Origin of the sequence: Idiomarina rhizosphaerae, assembly GCF_024159085.1 — a bacterium.
Lineage (GTDB): Bacteria > Pseudomonadota > Gammaproteobacteria > Enterobacterales > Alteromonadaceae > Idiomarina > Idiomarina rhizosphaerae.
On sequence record NZ_JAMZDE010000006.1, the window covers coordinates 14,768 to 34,614 of the forward strand.

A 19,847-nucleotide genomic window follows, 5' to 3' on the forward strand; every position below is an offset into this window, starting at 1 on the left:
CTATGAAAAAGCTATTTCCGACACCTTTGTTATCTTTTTTCTTATTGACGCTATGGGTTCTATTATTTAACTCAGTTTCGCCCGGGGTGGTCATACTGGGCGCTTTATTTTCCTGGTTTATTCCATTTTTATTCCGTGCCGCCTGGCCTAATTTTGCAAAAGTTAAGCGACCCGACCTCGCTGTCGTTTATTTTTTCATTCTGCTAAATGACATTGTCGTGGCTAACTTTAAGGTGGCCAGTATGATCCTTAGAAAGCCGCGTTCAATAAAGCCCGCGCTGTTTGTTTTTCCACTGGATATGAAAGAAGAGCTTCCCGTTACTCTTCTCGCGAGTACCATCACACTGACGCCGGGAACGGTATCCTGTGAAATTACTCGTGGCCGCAAAGGTATTCTTATTCACGCATTCTCAGAAGAAAGCCCGGAAGAAGTCATAAAAACGATTCGAAACCGCTATGAGCGTCGCCTGAAGGAGATATTCCAATGTTAACGACGGTACTACACATTGCCTTCTTGTTATTCAGTTTATCGGTATTAATGAACTTCTGGCGCCTTATTAAAGGACCCGATCTACCGGATAGAATACTAGCGCTGGATACAATTTACATTAATTCGCTGGCTTTACTGCTGTTGCTGGGTATGTACCAAAACACGCAAACCTATTTTGAAGCAGCCTTACTCATTGCTATGTTCGGTTTTGTCGGCACCATCGCGGCAGGTAAGTTTTTACTGCGTGGCGACTTAATAGAGTAAAAAGGAAAACGTTATGGATGCATTAAACCAATTACCGGAATGGTCGCAGTGGCTAGCGGCCTTCTTTATCTTATTAGGCGCTATATTTGCCTTTATTGGCTCTTTAGGGTTAGCCATACTTCCCGACTTTTTCACTCGCTTACACGCCCCCACGAAGAACACCACAATAGGCATTGGCGGCATAGTCATCGCTTCCATTCTTATTACCTCGGTACAGGGAGCGATTAACCTAAACGAACTACTGATTGCGATATTTCTGTTTTTGACGGCACCTATTAGTGCCCACATTATGGCTAAAGCCGCATTACATACAGAACTGAAGATGTTTAATCGAACAAAAGACTTTCGTCAGGAAGGGGATTCTTACAAGCATATATTGCCTAATAAAAAAGACATGGAACCATAAGGTTCCATGTCTTTCGCAGTCAAAGTTTAAATCGCTTTAGAAATAATAACCGAAGTTAATATTAAAACGGTCATTGACCTCACCACCGTCAGTTGCGGTATTACCACCAATAAACGGTTGGTTTTTCGCTCTTACATAATCAACGTAAGTATAAAAGCCACCGCCGGCTGCAACAGCAACCCCTAAAACATTCATCCAGGTATCATCTTGATAACCCATTTTATCGGTCATTAAGCTGTGGTCATTATAGAAAGTTAAGCTTGTCAGAGGCCCAATATCTACTGGTAAAGTATAAGCAACATTAGCTGTATACAGTTTCGCTTCAGTAGGAATTGCGTCGTAATAAGCGTAAGCAGCCATGTAGACACCACGGTTTTCCAGTTTTATATCGTAGTCATAGTCTGAATACTGTAACTGTACATTCCACGGTCCGTTATTGTAGACACCGTGTGCGGCCCAGGCCATGCGATTACCAACATTCTGGTTCTCATACGCCTGTGCATCTGTAAAGCCATCAGCAGCCGTTCCAGAATACAAATTACCGCCTTGCACAGACACACCAAGCTCTAAGTTTTCATCATCGCTGAAGTTAAACTTACGTGCAGTTCTGAAAGCGTAGCTGTTACTTTCGCCTACAGGCAGGCCTGGTTCATCGTAAGCGCCCTGACCGGGTAACCGAATACCAACGGTGTCATAGTTATAGCGCGCTGTACGATCAGAAGTTGAGCCATCAATACCGCCCTGCTCATCTGATTTCAGGTAAGCTAAATCAAAATCCCACTCATCGCCACGGTATTTAAAACGGATACCGTTATCATGTTCATCTTCCAGGCCAACATAGAAGGTACTATTGAAGAAATAGCTGTGGGAGTTGTAAGGCATGTTACCAAATGGAATTTTTACAACACCTACCTGCCCTTGCAGTTTATCGGTGAAGTCATAACCAAACCAGGCGTGTTTGACAACGTCCTGATAATTAAACCAACGATACTCAGCAGAAAGGATGACCCCACCCATTTCCCCATCAAAATTCAGACGGAAAATATCGAAATCCAAATCGCCGCCGCGGTTTTCATTATCTGAGTCATAGTTATTGTACTCATACTGAAAGCGGACGGCCCCATGGACTTTTATTGGCCAATTTTCATTCTCTTCCGTTTTCGTCTCCAGCTCGTCTAAACGTGCATGGACTCCAGAATCATAGACAACTCTGCGTTTCGAACTACTTGCGTTGCTGGCAGTTTCATTGCCTTTTTCTACTTCTCGTTCTTTTACAACAACGACTTCTTCTTTTTCACGCTCTTCTTTTTCTTCAAGTCGTTTTTCCAATTGAGCTAAACGTTCTTTTAACGCCTGAATTTCCTGTTCAACCGAATTACTATCTTGAGGAGCAGCAATTACCGGACTTGCCGCAAGCACAGTAGCTGCAAAAAATAAACTTTTTGACATGAATCGTCTCCCTCTGAGAACTACGCATTGGTGTGCGTATTTATTATTTCTTATGTTAAAAGAAATTTATTTAATTTCAGATATTTGTACTAAGCCTATTAAGGTTTAGATCAAAAAAAAAGCCTCCGCAAGGGAGGCCTTTTAATTTCTTATCGCTATCTGCGTTTAGACAACAGTAGCGCGCTCAACGATTTCTTCCAGAGTCCAAGATTTATTCTTAGACAGCGGACGACATTCGCGAACAATCACGGTATCGCCAGCTTTAACCTGGTTTTCTTCGTCATGCGCATGTACTTTAGTTGTACGCGTGATGTACTTCCCGTATACCGGGTGCTTTACACGACGTTCAACAGCTACAGTGATGGTTTTATCCATCTTATCGCTGACAACTTTGCCTTGCAGAGTACGAACACGTTTTTCGTCAGTCATTACGCACCTGCCTTCTCATTTAAGATGGTTTTAACACGTGCGATATCTTTACGCACTTGTTTCATCATGTGAGTCTGATTCAGCTGACCAGTTGCCGCCTGCATACGCAGATTGAACTGCTCACGGCGCAAGCCTAACAACTCTTCCTGCAGCTGCTCAACGGTTTTATCTTTCAGTTCACTTGCTTTCATCACATTACCGTCCGAGTCACAAAAGTGGTTTTGAAAGGCAGTTTACGTGCCGCCAGGCGGAACGCTTCACGTGCCAACTCTTCAGGAACACCGTCCATTTCATACAGAACGCGACCTGGTTGAATCTGAGCAACCCAGTATTCGACGTTACCTTTACCTTTACCCATACGAACTTCTAAAGGCTTTTTGGTAATAGGTTTGTCAGGAAATACACGGATCCAGATTTTACCTTGACGCTTAACGTGACGAGTCATTGCACGACGGCCTGCTTCGATTTGACGCGCGGTCATACGACCACGGTCAGTAGCTTTTAAACCAAAAGTACCGAAGCTGACTTTGTTACCAGACTGCGCCAGACCACGGTTGCGGCCTGTGTGAACCTTACGGAATTTTGTACGCTTAGGTTGTAACATATCGTCTCTCCTTACTTACGGTTCTTGCCGCGCTTAGGAGCTGGCTTTTCTTCAGTTGGAAGTCCACCAAGAACTTCACCACGGAAAATCCAGACCTTAACACCGATGATACCGTAAGTGGTGTTCGCTTCTGAGGTCGAGTAGTCGATGTCTGCACGTAATGTGTGCAGCGGTACACGGCCTTCACGATACCACTCAGTACGTGCAATTTCTGCACCGCCCAAACGACCACTCACTTCAACTTTGATACCTTTGGCACCCAAGCGAATGGCGTTTTGTACGGCACGTTTCATCGCACGACGGAACATGACACGACGTTCCAACTGACCAGCAATATTGTCAGCTACCAGCTGCGAATCTAACTCAGGTTTACGAACTTCTGAGATGTTGATTTGCGCAGGAGCACCTGTCAACTTAGAAACTTGCTTACGCAGCTTTTCTACGTCTTCGCCTTTCTTACCGATGACCACGCCAGGACGTGCAGTGTGAATAGTCACACGAACGCTCTTAGCTGGACGATCGATAACGATACGAGAGACTGATGCATTGCGCAGTTCTTTGTTCAGGAACTTACGTACCTGAAAGTCACTGTGCAGGTTATCAGCGAACTCATTTGTATTCGCATACCAGGTTGCATTCCATGGTCTGGAGATACCTAGGCGAATACCATTAGGATGTACTTTCTGACCCATAATTTATCTCCTAGCTATCTGACACGACCACAGTAATGTGGCTGGTGCGCTTAAAGATACGATCGGCACGGCCTTTCGCCCGTGGCTTGATGCGCTTCATAGTAGGACCTTCGTCTAAGAAGACTCGGCTTACTTTAAGCTCATCAATATCCGCACCTTCGTTATGTTCCGCGTTCGCGATTGCTGACTCAAGAACTTTCTTGATTAAGCCAGCAGCTGCTTTGGGGCTGTATGCGAGGATATCCAGTGCTTTTTCTACTGGAAGTCCACGGATTTGGTCTGCGACCAAACGGCCCTTCTGCGCTGAAACGCGGGCAAATTGGTGTTTAGCAATTGCTTCCATCACTCTCTACCTCTTACCGTTTCTTCGCTTTCTTATCAGCAGCATGGCCGCGATAAGTACGGGTTGGCGCGAATTCGCCTAATTTATGACCGATCATTTCATCTGTCACGTAGACAGGAACGTGCTGACGACCGTTGTGAACAGCGATTGTCAGGCCGATCATATCTGGGATGATCATTGAACGACGGGACCAAGTTTTAATTGGCTTCTTTTCCCCGGCTTCCAACGCTTTCTCCACCTTATTTAGCAGGTGAAGGTCAATAAATGGACCTTTTTTAAGAGAACGTGGCATGTTTTATCCTCAACTCTTATTTGTTGCGACGGCGTACGATGAACTTATCGGTACGCTTGTTTTTACGGGTTTTGTAGCCCTTGGTCGGCGTGCCCCATGGAGTCACAGGATGACGTCCACCAGAGGTACGGCCTTCACCACCACCGTGAGGGTGATCAACTGGGTTCATCGCCACACCACGAACGGTTGGACGAATACCACGCCAGCGGTTTGCACCGGCTTTACCCAATTGACGCAGCATGTGTTCTGCGTTGCCTACTTCACCGATAGTTGCACGACCTTCAGACTGAACGCGACGCATCTCACCTGAACGTAAACGGACAGTAACATAAGCACCGTCACGCGCAAGAATCTGGCAATAAGCACCCGCTGAACGAGCCATCTGTGCGCCTTTACCTGGCTGTAACTCGACCGCGTGAACAACACTACCCACTGGGATGTTGCGCATTGGCAGGCTGTTACCAGGCTTGATTGGTGCATCAACACCAGACTGGATACGATCGCCTACTGAAAGGTTTTTCGGAGCCAGAATGTAACGGCGTTCACCGTCAGCATACAAAACTAAAGCGATATTCGCTGAACGGTTAGGATCGTATTCAATACGCTCAACCTTTGCAGGGATACCATCTTTATTACGTTTAAAGTCGATTACACGGTAGTGGTGTTTATGACCACCGCCAATGTGACGAACCGTGATACGACCGTTATTGTTACGACCACCAGACTTGCTGTTTTTTTCCAGCAACGGTGCGTAAGGCTTGCCTTTGTACAGGTCCTGACCGACGACTTTAACGACGTGGCGTTGACCCGGAGACGTAGGCTTACTCTTAACTACAGCCATGTTTATTCCTCCTGTTACTCAGCGCCGCCTGAGAAGTCAATGTCAGCACCTTCATTCAAGGCAACATACGCTTTCTTCCAGTCACTGCGTTTCCCGAAGCGAGAACCAGTACGCTTGGTTTTACCCTTCACGTTAACTGTACGTACGTTTTTGACTTCAACTTCAAACAATTTTTCGACAGCCGCTTTGATTTCGGTTTTAGTCGCATCAACAGCTACTTTAAAAACAACCGTGTTGTTATTTTCAGCAGTGTTAGTCGATTTTTCCGAAACGTGAGGTGCTAAAATCACTTTAAGCAAACGTTCTTCGCGCATCATGATAACACCTCCTCAAGCTGCTTGACGGCGTCAGCAGTCATCAGCACTTTCTCGAAAGCAATCAGACTGACAGGGTCAATACCCTGAACATCACGCACGTCGACTTTATGCAAGTTGCGAGAAGCTAAGAACAGGTTCTCATCAACTTCTTTTGTCACGATCAAAACGTCGTTCAGATCCATTTCTTTCAGTTTCGCTGCCAGTTGCTTTGTTTTTGGTTCATCAACACCAAACTTCTCAACAACAATCAAACGTTCCTGACGAATCAGTTCCGACAAAATGCTTTTAATCGCACCGCGGTACATTTTTTTGTTTACTTTCTGGCTGTGATTCTGCGGTTTTGCTGCAAAAGTCGCACCACCAGAACGCCAGATAGGACTACGGATTGTACCTGCACGGGCACGACCAGTACCTTTTTGACGCCAAGGCTTCTTACCACCACCGGCTACTTCAGAACGAGTTTTCTGAGCTTTAGTGCCCTGACGAGCACCTGCAGCGTAAGCTACAACTACTTGATGGACAAGGGCTTCATTAAACTCACGTCCAAAGGTAGCTTCGGAAACCTCAAGAGCGCCTTTTGCGTCTTTCAATGTTAATTCCATCACTATTCTCCTCAGACGTTATGCCTTGACCGCTGGTTTAACGATCACATCACTTCCGGTTGCACCCGGGACCGCACCTTTGATCAACAACAAGCTGCGCTCTGCATCAACCCGAACTAATTCAAGTGATTGCGTAGTGACTTGCTCATTACCCATCTGACCAGCCATTTTCTTGCCTTTGAATACTTTACCAGGCGACTGGTTTTGACCGATTGAACCCGGTGCACGGTGAGATAATGAGTTACCATGAGTAGCGTCCTGCATGCTGAAGTTCCAGCGCTTCACAGTACCGGCAAAGCCTTTACCTTTTGAAGTACCAGTAACGTCTACTTTGTTAACTTCTGCAAAAATATCAACAGTCAGTTCAGAACCCACTGCGTAATCTTCGCCTTCGCCATTTTGCAGGCGGAATTCCCAAAGACCACGACCAGCCTCTGTACCAGCTTTAGCAAAGTGACCTGCTAAAGGCTTGGTTACACGGCTCGCTTTCTTCTCGCCTGTGGTTACTTGAAGGGCACGGTAACCGTCAGTGTCATCAGATTTAACCTGAGTCACACGGTTCGCCAGCACTTCGATCACAGTAACAGGAACAGAAGCGCCGTCTTCCTGGAAGACACGCGTCATTCCTACTTTACGACCGACTAGACCTATAGCCATTGTTAAAACCTCTCGTGTGTAATCCTATTACTGCCCACTTAACCCAAGCTGATCTGTACATCAACGCCAGCTGCCAAATCTAAACGCATAAGCGCGTCAACCGTTTTGTCAGTAGGGTCCATGATATCAATCAGACGCTTGTGGGTGCGGATTTCGTACTGGTCACGCGCGTCTTTATTCACGTGTGGAGAAATCAGCACGGTGAAGCGTTCTTTCCGTGTTGGCAGTGGGATAGGACCACGTACCTGAGCACCAGTGCGTTTTGCAGTTTCAACAATCTCTGCAGTCGACTGGTCGATCAGACGGTGATCGAACGCTTTCAAACGAATCCGAATTCTTTGATTAGCCATAAATAAATCAAAGCCTCAATAAAAGAGCATTTAAAAAAGAGCACAGAAAATCGCAACCTCCCTGGCACATACCGGGGGTGCGATGTTCTACGTCAACCATTCAGTCCCCAATCGGGACTGTTGTCGAACGCCTTTCACACGGCCAAAGCCGATAAACTCAAAAGACGTGGCCGCGAATTATACCGATTCACGGCCCGGTGTCAAGGCCTTAATGTGTTTTGGCGTAGTCTTCCACTTGCTCCCAAACACGCATTAAATTACCGCCCAGAATCATTTCAATTTCTTTATCTGAGTACCCTCTGTCCATCAACCCCTGAACAAGATTTGGATAGGTAGATACGTCTTTTAGTCCAACAGGTAAGGAATCACCGACGCCGTCGTAGTCGGAGCCAATACCGATGTGTTCCACACCGATTAAGTCACGAACATGATCAATATGGTCTAACACAGTATCCAAAGTAGCGAACGGATAAGGGTTACTCGTTTCAATGTCCTTAATGCGACGTTTCGCTTCTTCACTGTCTTCACCGTATTGCTCTTTTACTGCGCTAATGCGTTTCTTCATCATGTCGCGGTATCGGTTTGCCTGCTCGGCCAAAAACGACGACCCAAAGTTAATCTGGATAACGCCCTCATTTTCAGCCAGGGCTTTCAGCATGTCATCGCTCATATTACGTTCGAAACCCGGAGTGTAAGAACGCAATGATGAATGCGATGCGATGACCGGAGCTTCACTAATCTCAACCGCCTGGTAAAACGCATCATCGGAAATGTGCGACACATCGACCATAACGCCGACATTATTCATTTCTTTGACCAATTCTTTACCAAATGGGCTTAAGCCATCCCATTGACGTCGAATGTCATAAGAAGAGTCCGAAATGTGATTAGATAATGAGTGAGCCAGAGTAATGTAGCGAATACCACGCTCATAGAACATGTGCAGGTTGTCGAGATCCCCTTCAATAGGAGTGCCGTTTTCCATACCCAAAGCAATTGACATTAAGCCTTGCTCTTTATTTTCGCGGATATCATCAGTGCTATAAGCCATCGCGAACTTATCGGGCGCGCGTCCAACAAGCGCCTCCATACCGTCAATAAGCTCATGAGCCAGCTGAATACTGCCGCCACTCTCTTCATAAGAGGCCGGAATATAAATAGACATAAACGGGGCATCGAGGCCACCTTCTACGGCCCGCGGGTAGTCAAAATCCCCTTCTGCAGTGGCCTCTGTTACATCTTCCCACTTATCATGAATTCGATAAGGTACATCAATATGTGTATCTATTAGTAAATACTGCTTCGCCAGTTTTTCAGCTTTGTCGCTAGCGGTGTATTCCGCTTGTTCAGAGCCGTTGGTTGCAGCTTGTCCTGCTGTTGCACAGCCGGTAATAACTGCCAGCACAGAAGCGACTATCAGAGACTTCATCATACGTATTCCTCTTGTTATTTTTATACGAGATATACGCAGAGTAGCAAAAGTCTAGCTGTGCCGCATTACTGATGCGCTGAAACTTATGACAGCGCCGACAATTAAGGTTCCTAATACCGGCGCCGCCAGCCAAATGAGCCACCATTGATCTAATAAAATCACGGGGGCTCCTTACTGAGACTGCTTATTCTTTTGTTCGGAAGTTTCAGTCTGAGTTTCAGCGAGTTTTAAGTCGGGCATAAACTCTATAACCCACTCTTCAATTGACTCTGAAACCGACTGTTTGACGCTTTGCATCGCTTCTTCAGACATTTCAGCAATCTGAGCTTGAAGCTCAGCAGTGATAGAATCTCTATTCTCATCGGCAGCTGAGACCGATGCACTGAACAACATAACACCACTGACAACACTTACGATTAACGCTTTCATGATTTTCTCCTTTGAATAAATGACAGTGCGTTAGTTAAGTCACACTATGTAATTCAAAGGTTGTGCCATCTTTTTAAATATCGTTAACCAGTTGTTATATAATAGTTTTTTATTTTTAACTGAAAGAAAGAAAGTTTCCCGGGTTAGTGTTTTTAACCAAATTTTAGTCAATTTACGACGTTAATGACGACACATGCTGACTATGATCATCACGAAAAGCCAAAGCACCATAAAGCAATTGCTCGGCGCTGGTGGCTCTGGGACCTTTCACGCTAAGATACTGACGCCACCGCTTGCCTCCGGTCATTCCCTGAAATAGTCCCAGCATATGGCGAGCCACATGCCAGGCTCGTCCGCCCCGTCGAATATGATTGTCAATATAAGGTATCATCGCGGTAACCACAGCCTCACGGGTTAACTCGGTCGACTCCGTTTCACTCAAAGAGTCAAGCTGAGTAAGTAACCAGGGATTTTGGTAAGCAGCCCTGCCAATCATCACCCCATGAACCTGGTTTAAATGTTGCTTAACTTCGTGCAATTCGACAATTCCACCGTTAATCGCAATAGGTACATCCGGGTACCTTTTCTGGGCTCTATAAACTCGCTCATACTGTAATTCAGGAATATCCCGATTTTCTTTCGGACTAAGGCCTTGCAGCCAGGCTTTGCGCGCATGCAAAGTAAGCTGATCGACACCGGCGGCAACAACGGCATCGGTTAGTTCATATAGAAAATCATCGGAATCCTGATGATCAATGCCCAGACGAGTTTTGACTGTAACCGGAATATCAGTTACCGCTTTCATTGCCTTTACGCATTCTGCAACCTTCTCGGGTTGAGCCATTAAGCACGCGCCGAAGCTACCATTTTGCACTCTATCAGATGGGCAACCAACATTAATATTAACTTCATCGTACCCCCGCTGCTGTGCCAAACGCGCACATTCGGCCATAGCCGCGGGCTCCGAACCGCCAAGCTGCAAAGCAACCGGATGTTCCTCTGAGTTGAATGACAGAAAATCCTGCTGGCCAAAAATAATCGCACCGGTTGTTACCATTTCGGTATAAAGCAAGGTATTTTTGGTCAGGAGACGATGAAAATACCGACAGTGGCGATCGGTCCAGTCCAGCATAGGGGCCACAGAAAGCTTATAAGAATATGGTACGGTCAAAACATCCACCCGGTAAAAAGTTAACTGACAAAGTCAGTATATTTAGCAGACTATTTTAACTCAGAATACGCCAGTAAGCAGCCTCTTCCGTAAAACCCTTTTCCTTGCCCCTAAAACTCTCTACAATGACTAAAATGCTCATAAATTGTAGTCAATAATGAAAGCTCAAGAAGCACAACGACTTATACAAAAAGCTGAAAAGCTCTGCCAACAACGTGGTGCACGCCTGACAAATGCCCGCCGCGAAGTTTTCGCGATACTCGCAGAGCATTCAGGAGCCGTCGGCGCATATGATTTACTTGATCAACTGCGGGAAGTTATGCCCAATGCAAAACCCCCGACTATCTACCGCGCTTTAGACTTTTTACAAGAACAAGGCTTCGTTCATAAAATCACTTCGTCGAATAGTTTTGTTCTTTGCTCGCATTTCGACCATCAACATCCGGTTCAAATGTTAATCTGCAGTTCCTGCGGCGATGTTCAGGAAATTCAGTCCGAAGGGGTTTATGACGAATTGAAACATCAGGCCGAAGATCAAGGTTTTAAGGTTCAAAGCCAAACTATAGAAGCACATGGTTTGTGCACCAAATGCCTTTAATATTAGCGCTATTAAATAATAACAATAGGTAACACTATGAAGCTCAGTCATGTTATTGCCACTGCTGCGGTTTGTTTAACCGTTAATCAGGCGGCAACCGCTCAAGCTTTTGAAGATAAATTCCGTCAGCTTAACGATGATAAATTCCGTAGCCCGAACATTTATCGTACCGCGTCCGGAGCTCCGGGGCATGCTTACTGGCAACAGGAAGCCGACTACAAAATTCAGGTTGCTCTGGACGATGAGAATCAGAGTATTACGGCACAAAGCACCATAACTTACACCAATAACTCCCCCGATACTTTGCGCTATTTATGGGTCCAACTTGATCAGAACCGTTTTAAGAAAGATTCCATAGGACCACAAAGCCAGGCTACTGGAGATTTAGATCGGGTTAGCTTTTCCAGAATGGAAAGCATGCTCACTCAGGAAGAGTTTCCGGCTGGTTATGAGCTTACTGAAATCAGTAACGAAGATGGTGAGCCTTTAGCACATTACGTTAATGACACTATGCTAAGACTGGATCTGGACGAGCCCCTTAAAAGCGGCGAAAGTGTCACTTTTAATATCAACTGGCAGTTCAATATTATCGAAGCTGAAGTACTTGGTGGCCGCGGCGGTTATGAGTACTTTGAAGACGACGGAAACTACCTTTATGAGATGGCACAGTGGTTCCCTCGTATGGCCGCATATTACGACGCTGAAGGTTGGCAGAATAAACAGTTTATTGGCAACGGAGAGTTCGCTTTAGAGTTTGGTGATTATCGCGTAGAGATAACGGTTCCGGCTGATCATATTGTAGCTTCTACCGGTGTTTTGCAAAATCCCGATGAAGTACTCACTTCTACTCAGCGTGAACGCCTGGAAAAAGCCCGTAATTCAGACAAACCGGTAAAAATTGTCACTGAAGAAGAGGCCTTAGAAAACCAGAAAGAAGGCACCAGTAATACCAAAACCTGGATTTTCGAAGCCGATAAAGTTCGTGACTTTGCCTGGGCTTCGTCGCGCAAATTTATCTGGGACGCGCAAGGTTACAAAAAGAACGATACCGATGTGCTGGCTATGTCGTATTACCCTGAGGAAGGCAACCCATTATGGGAGCGCTACTCAACCGCCTCTATTATTCACACAATTGAGCACTATAACGATTACAGCTTTGACTATCCTTACCCTGTCGCTATATCGGTAAACGGCCCGGTTGGTGGTATGGAATACCCTATGATTACCTTCAACGGTCCACGCCCTTACGTTGATGAGGATTCAGGTGAGAAATACTACTCTAAACGCACCAAATACGGTCTAATTTCTGTAATCATCCACGAAATTGGCCACATTTACTTTCCTATGGTAGTTAACTCTGATGAACGCCAGTGGACCTGGATGGATGAAGGTATCAATACTTACCTACAATTCCTGGCTGAACAAAAATGGGAAAAAGATTATCCGTCGTGGCGCGGTGAACCGCGTAACATTACCAGTTACATGGCCAGCAGCAACCAAATGCCTATTATGACCAACTCAGAGTCGATTCTGCAATTTGGTAATAATGCCTACGGAAAGCCAGCTACAGCACTTAATATATTACGTGAAACTATCGTTGGCCGTGAGCTCTTTGATTTCGCTTTCCGTCAGTATGCGCAGCGTTGGAAGTTTAAACGTCCTACACCAGAGGACTTATTCAGAACCATAGAAGATGCTTCCGGCGTTGATTTAGACTGGTTCTGGAGAGGCTGGTTCTACTCTACTGACCATGTCGATATCGCCCTTGAGCAAGTCAATCAGTTGACTATTAATACGCAAGATCCGGAAATCGAAAAAGCATGGCAAAAACAGCAAGAAAATGCTGAGCCAGAGTCTTTGACAACTCAGCGTAATGCCGACGTTAATTATAAAATTCATCAGCAACCGGATCTTGCTGACTTTTACAATGAGAACGACGACTACACTGTCACTAACGCTGACCGAAACAAATATCAAGAGCTGATAGAAGGGCTTAACGAAGAGCAGCGGGAAATGCTGAAAAATGGCAGCAATTTCTATGTACTTGATTTCGCCAATAAAGGCGGCTTAGTTATGCCTATTTTGCTGGATCTTCAGTTTGAAGATGGCAGTAAAGAACATGTTCGTATTCCGGCCGAAGTATGGCGTCGCTCTCCAGAAAAGGTGAGCAAGTTATTAATCCGTGATAAAACTTTGACTCAAGTCGTTGTTGACCCTAACTGGGAGACTGCGGATGTTGATACCAGTAACAACTACTGGCCAGCCAGAGCTGTACCATCTCGGATTGAACTGTTTAAGCGTGAGGACCGTAATAAGAGCATGATGGAAGACTTCAACGAGGAGTTGGAGTCGGGCAACGATGACTAAACTGGTTGCTGCTATTGTTTTTTTGTTCGCGCTGATACCTTCCGTATCAGCGCACCGCTATTTTTTTGGGTTAACCGAAATAAGTGCGAATAAAAACACACAAGCAATAGAAATTATTCATCAGTATACTTTGCATGACGTGCAACAAGTGCTTAAAAAGCGTCTGGGAAAGACTTTTCGACTAGAAGAGGAAGGCTCTGAGAAACATATCAGAGACTGGGTAACGGAAAAGTTTCAACTGGTAAACTCGCAAGGAAATGAAGTTGAGCCAAACTGGGTAGGGTTTGAAGCTGACTACCAGAAAATTTGGGTTTATCAGGAGATACCGAAGCGTGATAACCTGTGTGGGTGGGATGTTTCAAATAAGCTATTAATGGATAGCTTTTCTGCCCAGGTAAATACTATCAATGTCGTCGATGATAATGGCAATCGTAGCCTAATTCTGACCATTGAAAATACATCTGACACAATTACGTGCCAGCAAGAGATAAAGGAATAGAAAATGAATGCCGAGTTCGTAAACCCATTTCTTCAAGCACTGCAAAATGTCTTGTCGATGATGGCGCAAATGGAATTGAAGCCCGGTAAAGCGCAACTAAAGAAAGATGAGTACGCGCGGGGCGATGTATCCGGTATCATCGGTATGGTCGGCCCACAGATAAAAGGCTCATTCTCAATTTCATTTGAGGAAAACCTGGCCTGTGAAATCATGAATAAAATGTTAGGCGAGTTACCAAACTCAATTAACGAAGATGTCTGTGATATGGTCGGCGAAATCACGAATATGGTTACCGGTGGAGCCAAAAAGACACTAGGTGAAAAAGGTTACGATTTTGATATGGCTACCCCAATTGTGGTTTCAGGGAAAGACCATACCATTTCGCATAAATCTGAAGGCTCAAAACTGATCATGCCATTCAACCACGTTGCCGGCAAAGCTTACATAGAAATATGCTTCGATAAAATCAAGTAGCGACGACTAATAACGCTCGTCGCTGGCATGGCGGGCATAGTTATCAAATCTCGATAATTGCCCATGGAATTTCAATTCAATTCTACCAATAGGTCCATTACGCTGTTTACCGATAATGATTTCAGCTAAGCCCTGCTCAGCTGAATCCGGGTGGTAAACTTCGTCACGGTAAATAAACATAATAACATCAGCATCCTGCTCAATAGAGCCAGACTCACGCAAGTCTGAGTTAACGGGTCTTTTATCGGAGCGCTGCTCAAGTGAACGGTTTAACTGAGACAACGCCACCACAGGCACTTCCAGCTCTTTCGCTAACGACTTCAAAGAACGAGATATCTCTGCAATTTCCAGCGTCCGGTTTTCCGACATGCCCGGAACCGTCATCAGCTGCAAATAATCCACCATAATCATGGATATTCCCTTGTGCTCTCTATGAATCCGGCGAGCACGGGAGCGTACTTCGGTAGGCGTTAGGCCAGACGAGTCGTCTATATAAATATTATTCTTATCGTTGAGCATGTTCATGACAGATGCGATGCGAGCCCAGTCGTCATCTTCAAGCTTACCTGTACGTACTTTGTTCTGATCGACCCGGCTAAGTGAAGCCAGCATACGCATCATCAACTGCTCTGCTGGCATCTCTAAACTAAACACCAATACCGGACGGTCATCGTTCAGTGCGATATTCTCTGCCAGGTTCATGGCAAAGGTTGTTTTACCCATAGACGGACGCGCCGCTACAATGACCAGGTCAGACGGTTGAAGGCCTGCAGTCATCTGATCCAGGTCGGTAAAACCAGTAGAAACCCCTGTCACACCGTTATTGTTTTTCAGTTTACTCAACTGCTCAATACGGCTAACCGTGCGCTGCAGAATTAAATTTATGCCTTGAGGCCCTTCGCTGGAACTGACACGTTTTTCGGCAATTTGAAAGACTTTTGATTCCGCCAGGTCGAGCAACTCTGCGCTGCTGCGCCCCTGAGTATCGTAACCTGACTCAGCGATATCATTTGCCGCACCAATCATTTCCCTTAGCACCGCTCGTTCGCGGACAATATTCGCATAAGCTAATATATTTGCCGCGCTGGGGGTGTTTTTCGCAATTTCGCCAAGATAGGCAAAGCCACCTATTTGCTCCAGCTCTCCAGCCGTTTCCAGATTTTCGGAAACTGTCACCAGATCCATTGGCTGACTGCGTTGAGCAAGCTCATGCATGGCTTTGAATATAAGTCTATGCGAACGATGATAGAAGTCTTCAGCGATGACGCTACCGGCAACATTGTCCCAGGCATCATTATCCAGCATTAAACCGCCAAGAACGGACTGTTCTGCTTCAATAGAATGTGGGGCTGAGCGCAGAGCTTCGATTGAAGCGTCGCGTTTTTTTGACTTTTCTGCCATGTAGATAGTTGTCTCGCCAAGGGTAATAATAAGAGGGGATTACTATACAAAATCCCCTCTTATTTAGAAAGCGAAGCAAGGCTTAACGCAGTATTTAATTCTTATCGAGTGTTATTTCACCGCTAACAGTTGTTGCAGATACATCCGCACTGCCTTCTCCTACCATAAACTCCAGTTTAGATGATGGGCCCCATTCAGCTTCAGTCGCTTTATCTTCTGTTAAGTAATTGGTAATTTCACCACCGGCGTTAGATTTCAAGTTGAAGTTTGCGTGGATCTCGCCCTCCCACTTAAAGGTTAAGTCGCCGCTAACTGAGCTAGCCTCCAGTCGTGCATTTTCATTCAGGCCTGCAGTTAGAATTGCATCGCCACTTACGGTCGTCATTTTCCCTTTACGTAATGTTCCAATTTTTGCGTCAATATCCCCGGAAACCGATTGAGCAGTAAACTCAGCAATTGAGTCAGACTGACTTGTAATATCGCCACTCACAGATTGATAAGTTGCAGCATCAGAACTATTCCGAATATCCATAATATCGCCGCTTACCGTCTCAAAGCGCACATCACCTTCAATATCCTTTGCGTCGATGTCACCGCTAACAGTCTTTAATAACAGACGGTTTTTAATTTTATTGACTGTAACATCGCCGCTAACCAGTCTAATTTCCAAGCCACCGTTAAACTCATTTGCAATAACATCCATGGACACACCATTAACTTTGATATCCATTGACGCTGGTAGATAAATTTTTAGGTCGGAACCTCCGTCATCTGAGGAAAAATTAAACCCTCGCTCTTGCGGCGTTTCAACATTAATATGAATACCATTACCACGTTGCTCGAAAACAAACTTCTCTGTTTTCTCGTCCAGTGTCCCGACCACTCTAATTTCATTTTCCTCGTGAACAATGAGTTCTACTTTGCCTCTCATATTATCGATTAGCACTCTGGCTCCTGGCGAGACCGATAAGGTTTCATCGACCTCTTGCTGTGCCAGCACCGTGAAACTCAAAATTAGTAGTAATAATCCAACTAAGGATAATATTCTGTTCATTTCTTTCTCCTGTTTATATTTCTCGTAAATTATTATTCAACGTATAAGACTGATTTAGTAATTCCAGCTCTTGCTCATTTACCCAGCGTAATAATTCCAATAAATTCGGATCTCCGGGACTAAGCCTTAACGATTCAGTAATGTCCTGCCTGGCTAACGCCAATTGCATTAACTGAGCTTCAATTTCACCATTAAGTTGACGGTACCCCGCCGTTTCATAACCTGTGCGTAGGCTATACAACTGCTGCTGCTGTTCAGCATTCATTTCTTTAGCTAACAAGTAGAATCCGGATACCGTTTTTTCCGCTGGCGGCAAAGTACTGAACAGCCATCCCGTCATAAAGAAAGCAATCAAAAAACTGGCTGCCAAGGCTCCTTGCCAAAAAGTTGCCTTAGGCTTTTCTTGCGATATCGGATAGTCAATTTGCCTTTCAATTTCTGGCCAAAAATCTTTGCTCGGGTTAATCCCGCTGAGCTTAATTTCTTCGAGTCGACTTTCAAAATTTTGGTACTCTTCATTACTCGCCATCCTGAAGTGACTCCTCTAATTTTTTACGGGCCCGATGAAACTGTGCTTTACTTGTCCCTACTGCAATTCCAAGCCAATTCGCAATTTGTTGATGGGATTCTCCCTGCAACGCATGCAAAACAAAAACTTGCCGGGTTTGCTCAGGGAGCTTAAAAATCAATCTATCCAGTTGATGAATATCCATCTCCCCTTCATCAAACTCTTCATAGGTCTTATGCTCTTGAGATAAAAACCTGGAAAACCAGCGGCTTCGTTTGCGCATTTCAGTCAGACAGATATTTGTCGCTACACGATAAAGCCAACTGCTAAACTTTGCCTCGCCACGAAAAGAACTAAGTTTCTGCCAAAGTTGCACGAACACTTCCTGAACGACATCATCCGCCAATGTTCTGTCTGCGCACAAACGCAGTACCAGTCCGTAAACTTGCCGTATATATAAATGATATAGGCGCTGAAAAGCTTCTACATCACCCTGCGCAGCCAGTCTCACATCTTCACAGGCCGTTTCGCTTTGCAACGCTCTCTCCCTACGCACACTTTATTATCAATATAGTAGTTTAGACGACACAGACATCAGGAAGGTTTACAGAAGACATTTTTCCCAAAAAAAAAAGCTGCCCAGAGGCAGCTTTTTCATAAAATCGTAACGACTTACTCAGCCGGTACAACTTTCAATGTAATGTTTGCAAATACATCGGCATGCAAGTGCAGTTCGATATCAAACTCACCTACTTCACGTAATGTACCATGCGGCATTAACACTTCGCTCTTCTTCACTTCAACGCCAGCAGCTGTTACTGCATCAGCGATGTCGCGAGTACCGATAGAGCCAAACAGTTTGCCTTCATCACCAGCTTTAGAGGCAATAGTTACCGCATCTAAAGCATTTACTTTCTCAGCACGAGCTTGAGCAGCAGCTAATTGATCAGACAATTTAGCTTCGTACTCAGCGCGACGTTGCTCAAATAAATCAACGTTGCTTTTGGTTGCAGGTACGGCTTTTCCCTGTGGGAAAAGGAAGTTACGTGCGTAACCGGATTTTACACTGACTTGATCGCCAAGGCTTCCCAAGTTAGCAATTTTATCTAACAAAATGACATTCATTTCTCGCTACCTCTACTTTTGGTAATCGAACCGGTGCTAGCTTACTGATGTGAATCAGTATAAGGCAGCAGTGACAAATAACGAGCACGCTTGATAGCGCGCGCTAACTGACGCTGATACTTAGCGGATGTTCCAGTAATACGGCTAGGAACGATTTTACCAGTTTCAGTAATGTAGTTCTTAAGCGTAGCGATATCTTTATAATCAATTTCTTTTACGCCATCTGCTTTAAAGCGGCAGAATTTGCGGCGACGAAAAAAACGAGCCATGATGGTCTCCTTAAATCAATTCGAGATGCTGAGCATGAAGTACCAAACGAGGTGAGCCATTGCTATCCTCGTGGCGGTGCAGAAAACCTTCTGCTAAAACTTCACAACCCACCGTCAATTTTTCTAACCAGTGTTGTAAACCTTCACCACTTAAAACGACCTGAATACGCACATAAGATTGTCGATTCATACCAGCTTCCGGTTGCATAGACCGATGTTCAATCACTAATTGTAAATGCTCAATACCTGACGGGCTGGTTTCCAGCTTAGGTACTTTGCCAAGTGTTCCGGTTAAATGCAGTCGATTCATAAGGGTTATTGAAAGTCCGCAAGCTTACGCTGCTTCACTGTCACCTTTACGATCTTCCTTCGGCTTAGTCAGCGGCGAAGGCTCAGTAATAGATTCTTTTTTACGCATGATCATGTTGCGCAATACTGCATCGTTATAACGGAATGCAGTTTCAAGCTCTTCCACAACCTCTGCAGACGCTTCAATGTTCAACAGAACATAGTGTGCTTTGTGCAGTTTGTTGATTGGGTAAGCCAATTGACGACGGCCCCAGTCTTCTAAACGATGGATTTGACCACCACCTTGCTTGATCGTTTCGCTGTAGCGCTCGATCATGCCAGGTACTTGCTCGCTTTGGTCCGGGTGGACCATAAATACGATTTCGTAATGACGCATTACAGTTTCCTTTTGGTTCGTATAGCCTCAGTTTAGCTCAGCCGCACTAACATAGAAGCAAGGAACACATTCAGTAAAATGAAAATATGGCTGATTTAG

30 protein-coding genes are annotated in these 19,847 nt (G+C 45.1%); 7 read left to right on the plus strand and 23 right to left on the minus strand.

Annotated features, from left to right (window positions below; translation table 11 throughout):
* The first annotated feature begins 2 nt into the window (after positions 1–2).
* Genes NJR55_RS05715 through NJR55_RS05725 form a run of 3 tightly spaced genes read left to right on the plus strand, consistent with a single transcriptional unit; the run spans position 3 to position 1,160 of the window.
* On the plus strand, positions 3–491 hold the full coding sequence (locus NJR55_RS05715; RefSeq protein ID WP_253618612.1) for a Na+/H+ antiporter subunit E: 489 nt from the start codon (positions 3–5) through the stop codon (positions 489–491).
* Entirely contained in the window at positions 485–754 is a 270-nt protein-coding gene (locus NJR55_RS05720) for a K+/H+ antiporter subunit F (protein ID WP_011235141.1), read from the plus strand. Before NJR55_RS05715 ends, NJR55_RS05720 begins: the two co-directional genes overlap by 7 nt.
* A gap of 13 nt (positions 755–767) precedes the next feature.
* The gene (locus NJR55_RS05725; protein ID WP_253618614.1) at positions 768–1,160 is read left to right on the plus strand and encodes a Na+/H+ antiporter subunit G; all 393 of its coding nucleotides are present in this window, start codon (positions 768–770) and stop codon (positions 1,158–1,160) included.
* Between the two features lie 36 nt (positions 1,161–1,196).
* On the opposite strand, the gene NJR55_RS05730 is transcribed toward NJR55_RS05725, so the two are convergent.
* The 15 genes from NJR55_RS05730 to dusA form a co-directional block, all read right to left on the minus strand.
* Positions 1,197–2,609 (minus strand): carbohydrate porin, encoded by a 1,413-nt coding sequence (locus tag NJR55_RS05730; RefSeq protein ID WP_253618616.1) that lies wholly within the window; start codon positions 2,607–2,609, stop codon positions 1,197–1,199.
* Between the two features lie 165 nt (positions 2,610–2,774).
* Entirely contained in the window at positions 2,775–3,038 is a 264-nt protein-coding gene (gene rpsQ, locus NJR55_RS05735) for a 30S ribosomal protein S17 (protein ID WP_253618618.1), read from the minus strand.
* A complete protein-coding gene (rpmC, locus tag NJR55_RS05740) occupies positions 3,038–3,229 on the minus strand; it encodes a 50S ribosomal protein L29 (RefSeq protein WP_253619235.1) in 192 nt (63 codons plus the stop codon). Before rpmC ends, rpsQ begins: the two co-directional genes overlap by 1 nt.
* Positions 3,229–3,642: a 50S ribosomal protein L16 gene (gene rplP / locus NJR55_RS05745; RefSeq protein WP_011235146.1), complete on the minus strand. Its 414-nt coding sequence runs from the start codon at positions 3,640–3,642 to the stop codon at positions 3,229–3,231. The genes rpmC and rplP overlap by 1 nt, the downstream gene beginning before the upstream one ends.
* Positions 3,643–3,653: 11 nt before the next feature.
* Complete coding sequence (rpsC, locus tag NJR55_RS05750) at positions 3,654–4,334, minus strand: 30S ribosomal protein S3 (RefSeq protein WP_011235147.1); 681 nt, start codon at positions 4,332–4,334, stop codon at positions 3,654–3,656.
* Positions 4,335–4,344: 10 nt separating this feature from the next.
* Entirely contained in the window at positions 4,345–4,677 is a 333-nt protein-coding gene (gene rplV / locus NJR55_RS05755; RefSeq protein ID WP_011235148.1) for a 50S ribosomal protein L22, read from the minus strand.
* Positions 4,678–4,690: 13 nt separating this feature from the next.
* Positions 4,691–4,969 (minus strand): 30S ribosomal protein S19, encoded by a 279-nt coding sequence (gene rpsS, locus NJR55_RS05760; protein ID WP_011235149.1) that lies wholly within the window; start codon positions 4,967–4,969, stop codon positions 4,691–4,693.
* A gap of 16 nt (positions 4,970–4,985) precedes the next feature.
* A complete protein-coding gene (gene rplB / locus NJR55_RS05765; protein ID WP_011235150.1) occupies positions 4,986–5,810 on the minus strand; it encodes a 50S ribosomal protein L2 in 825 nt (274 codons plus the stop codon).
* A 14-nt stretch (positions 5,811–5,824) separates the two neighbouring features.
* Positions 5,825–6,127 (minus strand): 50S ribosomal protein L23, encoded by a 303-nt coding sequence (gene rplW / locus NJR55_RS05770; protein ID WP_011235151.1) that lies wholly within the window; start codon positions 6,125–6,127, stop codon positions 5,825–5,827.
* Complete coding sequence (rplD, locus tag NJR55_RS05775; RefSeq protein ID WP_011235152.1) at positions 6,124–6,729, minus strand: 50S ribosomal protein L4; 606 nt, start codon at positions 6,727–6,729, stop codon at positions 6,124–6,126. The genes rplW and rplD overlap by 4 nt, the downstream gene beginning before the upstream one ends.
* 18 nt (positions 6,730–6,747) lie before the next feature.
* Entirely contained in the window at positions 6,748–7,386 is a 639-nt protein-coding gene (rplC, locus tag NJR55_RS05780) for a 50S ribosomal protein L3 (RefSeq protein ID WP_011235153.1), read from the minus strand.
* Between the two features lie 38 nt (positions 7,387–7,424).
* Positions 7,425–7,736, minus strand: a complete 312-nt coding sequence (gene rpsJ / locus NJR55_RS05785; protein ID WP_008488677.1) for a 30S ribosomal protein S10 — start codon at positions 7,734–7,736, stop codon at positions 7,425–7,427.
* 208 nt (positions 7,737–7,944) lie between these two features.
* Positions 7,945–9,165 (minus strand): dipeptidase, encoded by a 1,221-nt coding sequence (locus tag NJR55_RS05790; protein ID WP_253619237.1) that lies wholly within the window; start codon positions 9,163–9,165, stop codon positions 7,945–7,947.
* A 174-nt stretch (positions 9,166–9,339) separates the two neighbouring features.
* Positions 9,340–9,597, minus strand: coding sequence for a hypothetical protein (locus NJR55_RS05795; protein WP_253618621.1), 258 nt, complete (start codon positions 9,595–9,597; stop codon positions 9,340–9,342).
* Positions 9,598–9,769: 172 nt separating this feature from the next.
* Complete coding sequence (gene dusA / locus NJR55_RS05800; protein WP_275978061.1) at positions 9,770–10,768, minus strand: tRNA dihydrouridine(20/20a) synthase DusA; 999 nt, start codon at positions 10,766–10,768, stop codon at positions 9,770–9,772.
* Between the two features lie 157 nt (positions 10,769–10,925).
* Here dusA and zur point away from each other — a divergent pair, with 157 nt between their 5' ends.
* Genes zur through NJR55_RS05820 form a run of 4 tightly spaced genes read left to right on the plus strand, consistent with a single transcriptional unit; the run spans position 10,926 to position 14,706 of the window.
* Positions 10,926–11,366, plus strand: a complete 441-nt coding sequence (gene zur / locus NJR55_RS05805) for a zinc uptake transcriptional repressor Zur (protein WP_011235157.1) — start codon at positions 10,926–10,928, stop codon at positions 11,364–11,366.
* A gap of 36 nt (positions 11,367–11,402) precedes the next feature.
* Positions 11,403–13,733 carry a M1 family metallopeptidase gene (locus tag NJR55_RS05810; RefSeq protein WP_253618623.1) on the plus strand — a complete coding sequence of 777 codons (2,331 nt, stop codon included), beginning with the start codon at positions 11,403–11,405 and terminating at the stop codon, positions 13,731–13,733.
* The gene (locus tag NJR55_RS05815) at positions 13,726–14,232 is read left to right on the plus strand and encodes a DUF6702 family protein (protein ID WP_253618625.1); all 507 of its coding nucleotides are present in this window, start codon (positions 13,726–13,728) and stop codon (positions 14,230–14,232) included. Before NJR55_RS05810 ends, NJR55_RS05815 begins: the two co-directional genes overlap by 8 nt.
* A 3-nt stretch (positions 14,233–14,235) precedes the next feature.
* Positions 14,236–14,706, plus strand: coding sequence for a chemotaxis protein CheX (locus NJR55_RS05820; protein WP_253618627.1), 471 nt, complete (start codon positions 14,236–14,238; stop codon positions 14,704–14,706).
* 6 nt (positions 14,707–14,712) lie between these two features.
* Here NJR55_RS05820 and dnaB read toward each other — a convergent pair whose 3' ends face one another.
* The 8 genes from dnaB to rpsF all read right to left on the minus strand — a co-directional run bounded on the left by dnaB (position 14,713) and on the right by rpsF (position 19,748).
* Positions 14,713–16,107, minus strand: coding sequence for a replicative DNA helicase (gene dnaB, locus NJR55_RS05825; RefSeq protein WP_253618629.1), 1,395 nt, complete (start codon positions 16,105–16,107; stop codon positions 14,713–14,715).
* Between the two features lie 94 nt (positions 16,108–16,201).
* Complete coding sequence (locus tag NJR55_RS05830; protein WP_253618631.1) at positions 16,202–17,161, minus strand: DUF4097 family beta strand repeat-containing protein; 960 nt, start codon at positions 17,159–17,161, stop codon at positions 16,202–16,204.
* A 13-nt stretch (positions 17,162–17,174) separates the two neighbouring features.
* The gene (locus NJR55_RS05835) at positions 17,175–17,690 is read right to left on the minus strand and encodes a hypothetical protein (protein ID WP_253618633.1); all 516 of its coding nucleotides are present in this window, start codon (positions 17,688–17,690) and stop codon (positions 17,175–17,177) included.
* Entirely contained in the window at positions 17,680–18,207 is a 528-nt protein-coding gene (locus tag NJR55_RS05840; protein WP_253618634.1) for an RNA polymerase sigma factor, read from the minus strand. Before NJR55_RS05840 ends, NJR55_RS05835 begins: the two co-directional genes overlap by 11 nt.
* Before the next feature lie 134 nt (positions 18,208–18,341).
* Positions 18,342–18,794, minus strand: coding sequence for a 50S ribosomal protein L9 (gene rplI, locus NJR55_RS05845; RefSeq protein ID WP_253618636.1), 453 nt, complete (start codon positions 18,792–18,794; stop codon positions 18,342–18,344).
* A gap of 41 nt (positions 18,795–18,835) precedes the next feature.
* A complete protein-coding gene (gene rpsR / locus NJR55_RS05850) occupies positions 18,836–19,063 on the minus strand; it encodes a 30S ribosomal protein S18 (protein ID WP_011235166.1) in 228 nt (75 codons plus the stop codon).
* A 10-nt stretch (positions 19,064–19,073) separates the two neighbouring features.
* A complete protein-coding gene (gene priB / locus NJR55_RS05855; protein ID WP_011235167.1) occupies positions 19,074–19,373 on the minus strand; it encodes a primosomal replication protein N in 300 nt (99 codons plus the stop codon).
* Positions 19,374–19,397: 24 nt separating this feature from the next.
* Positions 19,398–19,748, minus strand: coding sequence for a 30S ribosomal protein S6 (gene rpsF / locus NJR55_RS05860; RefSeq protein WP_011235168.1), 351 nt, complete (start codon positions 19,746–19,748; stop codon positions 19,398–19,400).
* Positions 19,749–19,847: the final 99 nt, after the last annotated feature.

Excerpts from the sequence above, each read along its gene's own strand:
- NJR55_RS05715 (WP_253618612.1), top strand. The coding sequence starts at position 3 with ATGAAAAAGCTATTTCCGACACCTTTGTTATCTTTTTTCTTATTGACG.
- NJR55_RS05720 (WP_011235141.1), top strand. The coding sequence starts at position 485 with ATGTTAACGACGGTACTACACATTGCCTTCTTGTTATTCAGTTTATCG.
- NJR55_RS05725 (WP_253618614.1), top strand. The coding sequence starts at position 768 with ATGGATGCATTAAACCAATTACCGGAATGGTCGCAGTGGCTAGCGGCC.
- NJR55_RS05730 (WP_253618616.1), bottom strand. The coding sequence starts at position 2,609 with ATGTCAAAAAGTTTATTTTTTGCAGCTACTGTGCTTGCGGCAAGTCCG.
- rpsQ (WP_253618618.1), bottom strand. The coding sequence starts at position 3,038 with ATGACTGACGAAAAACGTGTTCGTACTCTGCAAGGCAAAGTTGTCAGC.
- rpmC (WP_253619235.1), bottom strand. The coding sequence starts at position 3,229 with ATGAAAGCAAGTGAACTGAAAGATAAAACCGTTGAGCAGCTGCAGGAA.
- rplP (WP_011235146.1), bottom strand. The coding sequence starts at position 3,642 with ATGTTACAACCTAAGCGTACAAAATTCCGTAAGGTTCACACAGGCCGC.
- rpsC (WP_011235147.1), bottom strand. The coding sequence starts at position 4,334 with ATGGGTCAGAAAGTACATCCTAATGGTATTCGCCTAGGTATCTCCAGA.
- rplV (WP_011235148.1), bottom strand. The coding sequence starts at position 4,677 with ATGGAAGCAATTGCTAAACACCAATTTGCCCGCGTTTCAGCGCAGAAG.
- rpsS (WP_011235149.1), bottom strand. The coding sequence starts at position 4,969 with ATGCCACGTTCTCTTAAAAAAGGTCCATTTATTGACCTTCACCTGCTA.
- rplB (WP_011235150.1), bottom strand. The coding sequence starts at position 5,810 with ATGGCTGTAGTTAAGAGTAAGCCTACGTCTCCGGGTCAACGCCACGTC.
- rplW (WP_011235151.1), bottom strand. The coding sequence starts at position 6,127 with ATGATGCGCGAAGAACGTTTGCTTAAAGTGATTTTAGCACCTCACGTT.
- rplD (WP_011235152.1), bottom strand. The coding sequence starts at position 6,729 with ATGGAATTAACATTGAAAGACGCAAAAGGCGCTCTTGAGGTTTCCGAA.
- rplC (WP_011235153.1), bottom strand. The coding sequence starts at position 7,386 with ATGGCTATAGGTCTAGTCGGTCGTAAAGTAGGAATGACGCGTGTCTTC.
- rpsJ (WP_008488677.1), bottom strand. The coding sequence starts at position 7,736 with ATGGCTAATCAAAGAATTCGGATTCGTTTGAAAGCGTTCGATCACCGT.
- NJR55_RS05790 (WP_253619237.1), bottom strand. The coding sequence starts at position 9,165 with ATGAAGTCTCTGATAGTCGCTTCTGTGCTGGCAGTTATTACCGGCTGT.
- NJR55_RS05795 (WP_253618621.1), bottom strand. The coding sequence starts at position 9,597 with ATGAAAGCGTTAATCGTAAGTGTTGTCAGTGGTGTTATGTTGTTCAGT.
- zur (WP_011235157.1), top strand. The coding sequence starts at position 10,926 with ATGAAAGCTCAAGAAGCACAACGACTTATACAAAAAGCTGAAAAGCTC.
- NJR55_RS05810 (WP_253618623.1), top strand. The coding sequence starts at position 11,403 with ATGAAGCTCAGTCATGTTATTGCCACTGCTGCGGTTTGTTTAACCGTT.
- NJR55_RS05815 (WP_253618625.1), top strand. The coding sequence starts at position 13,726 with ATGACTAAACTGGTTGCTGCTATTGTTTTTTTGTTCGCGCTGATACCT.
- NJR55_RS05820 (WP_253618627.1), top strand. The coding sequence starts at position 14,236 with ATGAATGCCGAGTTCGTAAACCCATTTCTTCAAGCACTGCAAAATGTC.
- dnaB (WP_253618629.1), bottom strand. The coding sequence starts at position 16,107 with ATGGCAGAAAAGTCAAAAAAACGCGACGCTTCAATCGAAGCTCTGCGC.
- NJR55_RS05830 (WP_253618631.1), bottom strand. The coding sequence starts at position 17,161 with ATGAACAGAATATTATCCTTAGTTGGATTATTACTACTAATTTTGAGT.
- NJR55_RS05835 (WP_253618633.1), bottom strand. The coding sequence starts at position 17,690 with ATGGCGAGTAATGAAGAGTACCAAAATTTTGAAAGTCGACTCGAAGAA.
- rplI (WP_253618636.1), bottom strand. The coding sequence starts at position 18,794 with ATGAATGTCATTTTGTTAGATAAAATTGCTAACTTGGGAAGCCTTGGC.
- rpsR (WP_011235166.1), bottom strand. The coding sequence starts at position 19,063 with ATGGCTCGTTTTTTTCGTCGCCGCAAATTCTGCCGCTTTAAAGCAGAT.
- priB (WP_011235167.1), bottom strand. The coding sequence starts at position 19,373 with ATGAATCGACTGCATTTAACCGGAACACTTGGCAAAGTACCTAAGCTG.
- rpsF (WP_011235168.1), bottom strand. The coding sequence starts at position 19,748 with ATGCGTCATTACGAAATCGTATTTATGGTCCACCCGGACCAAAGCGAG.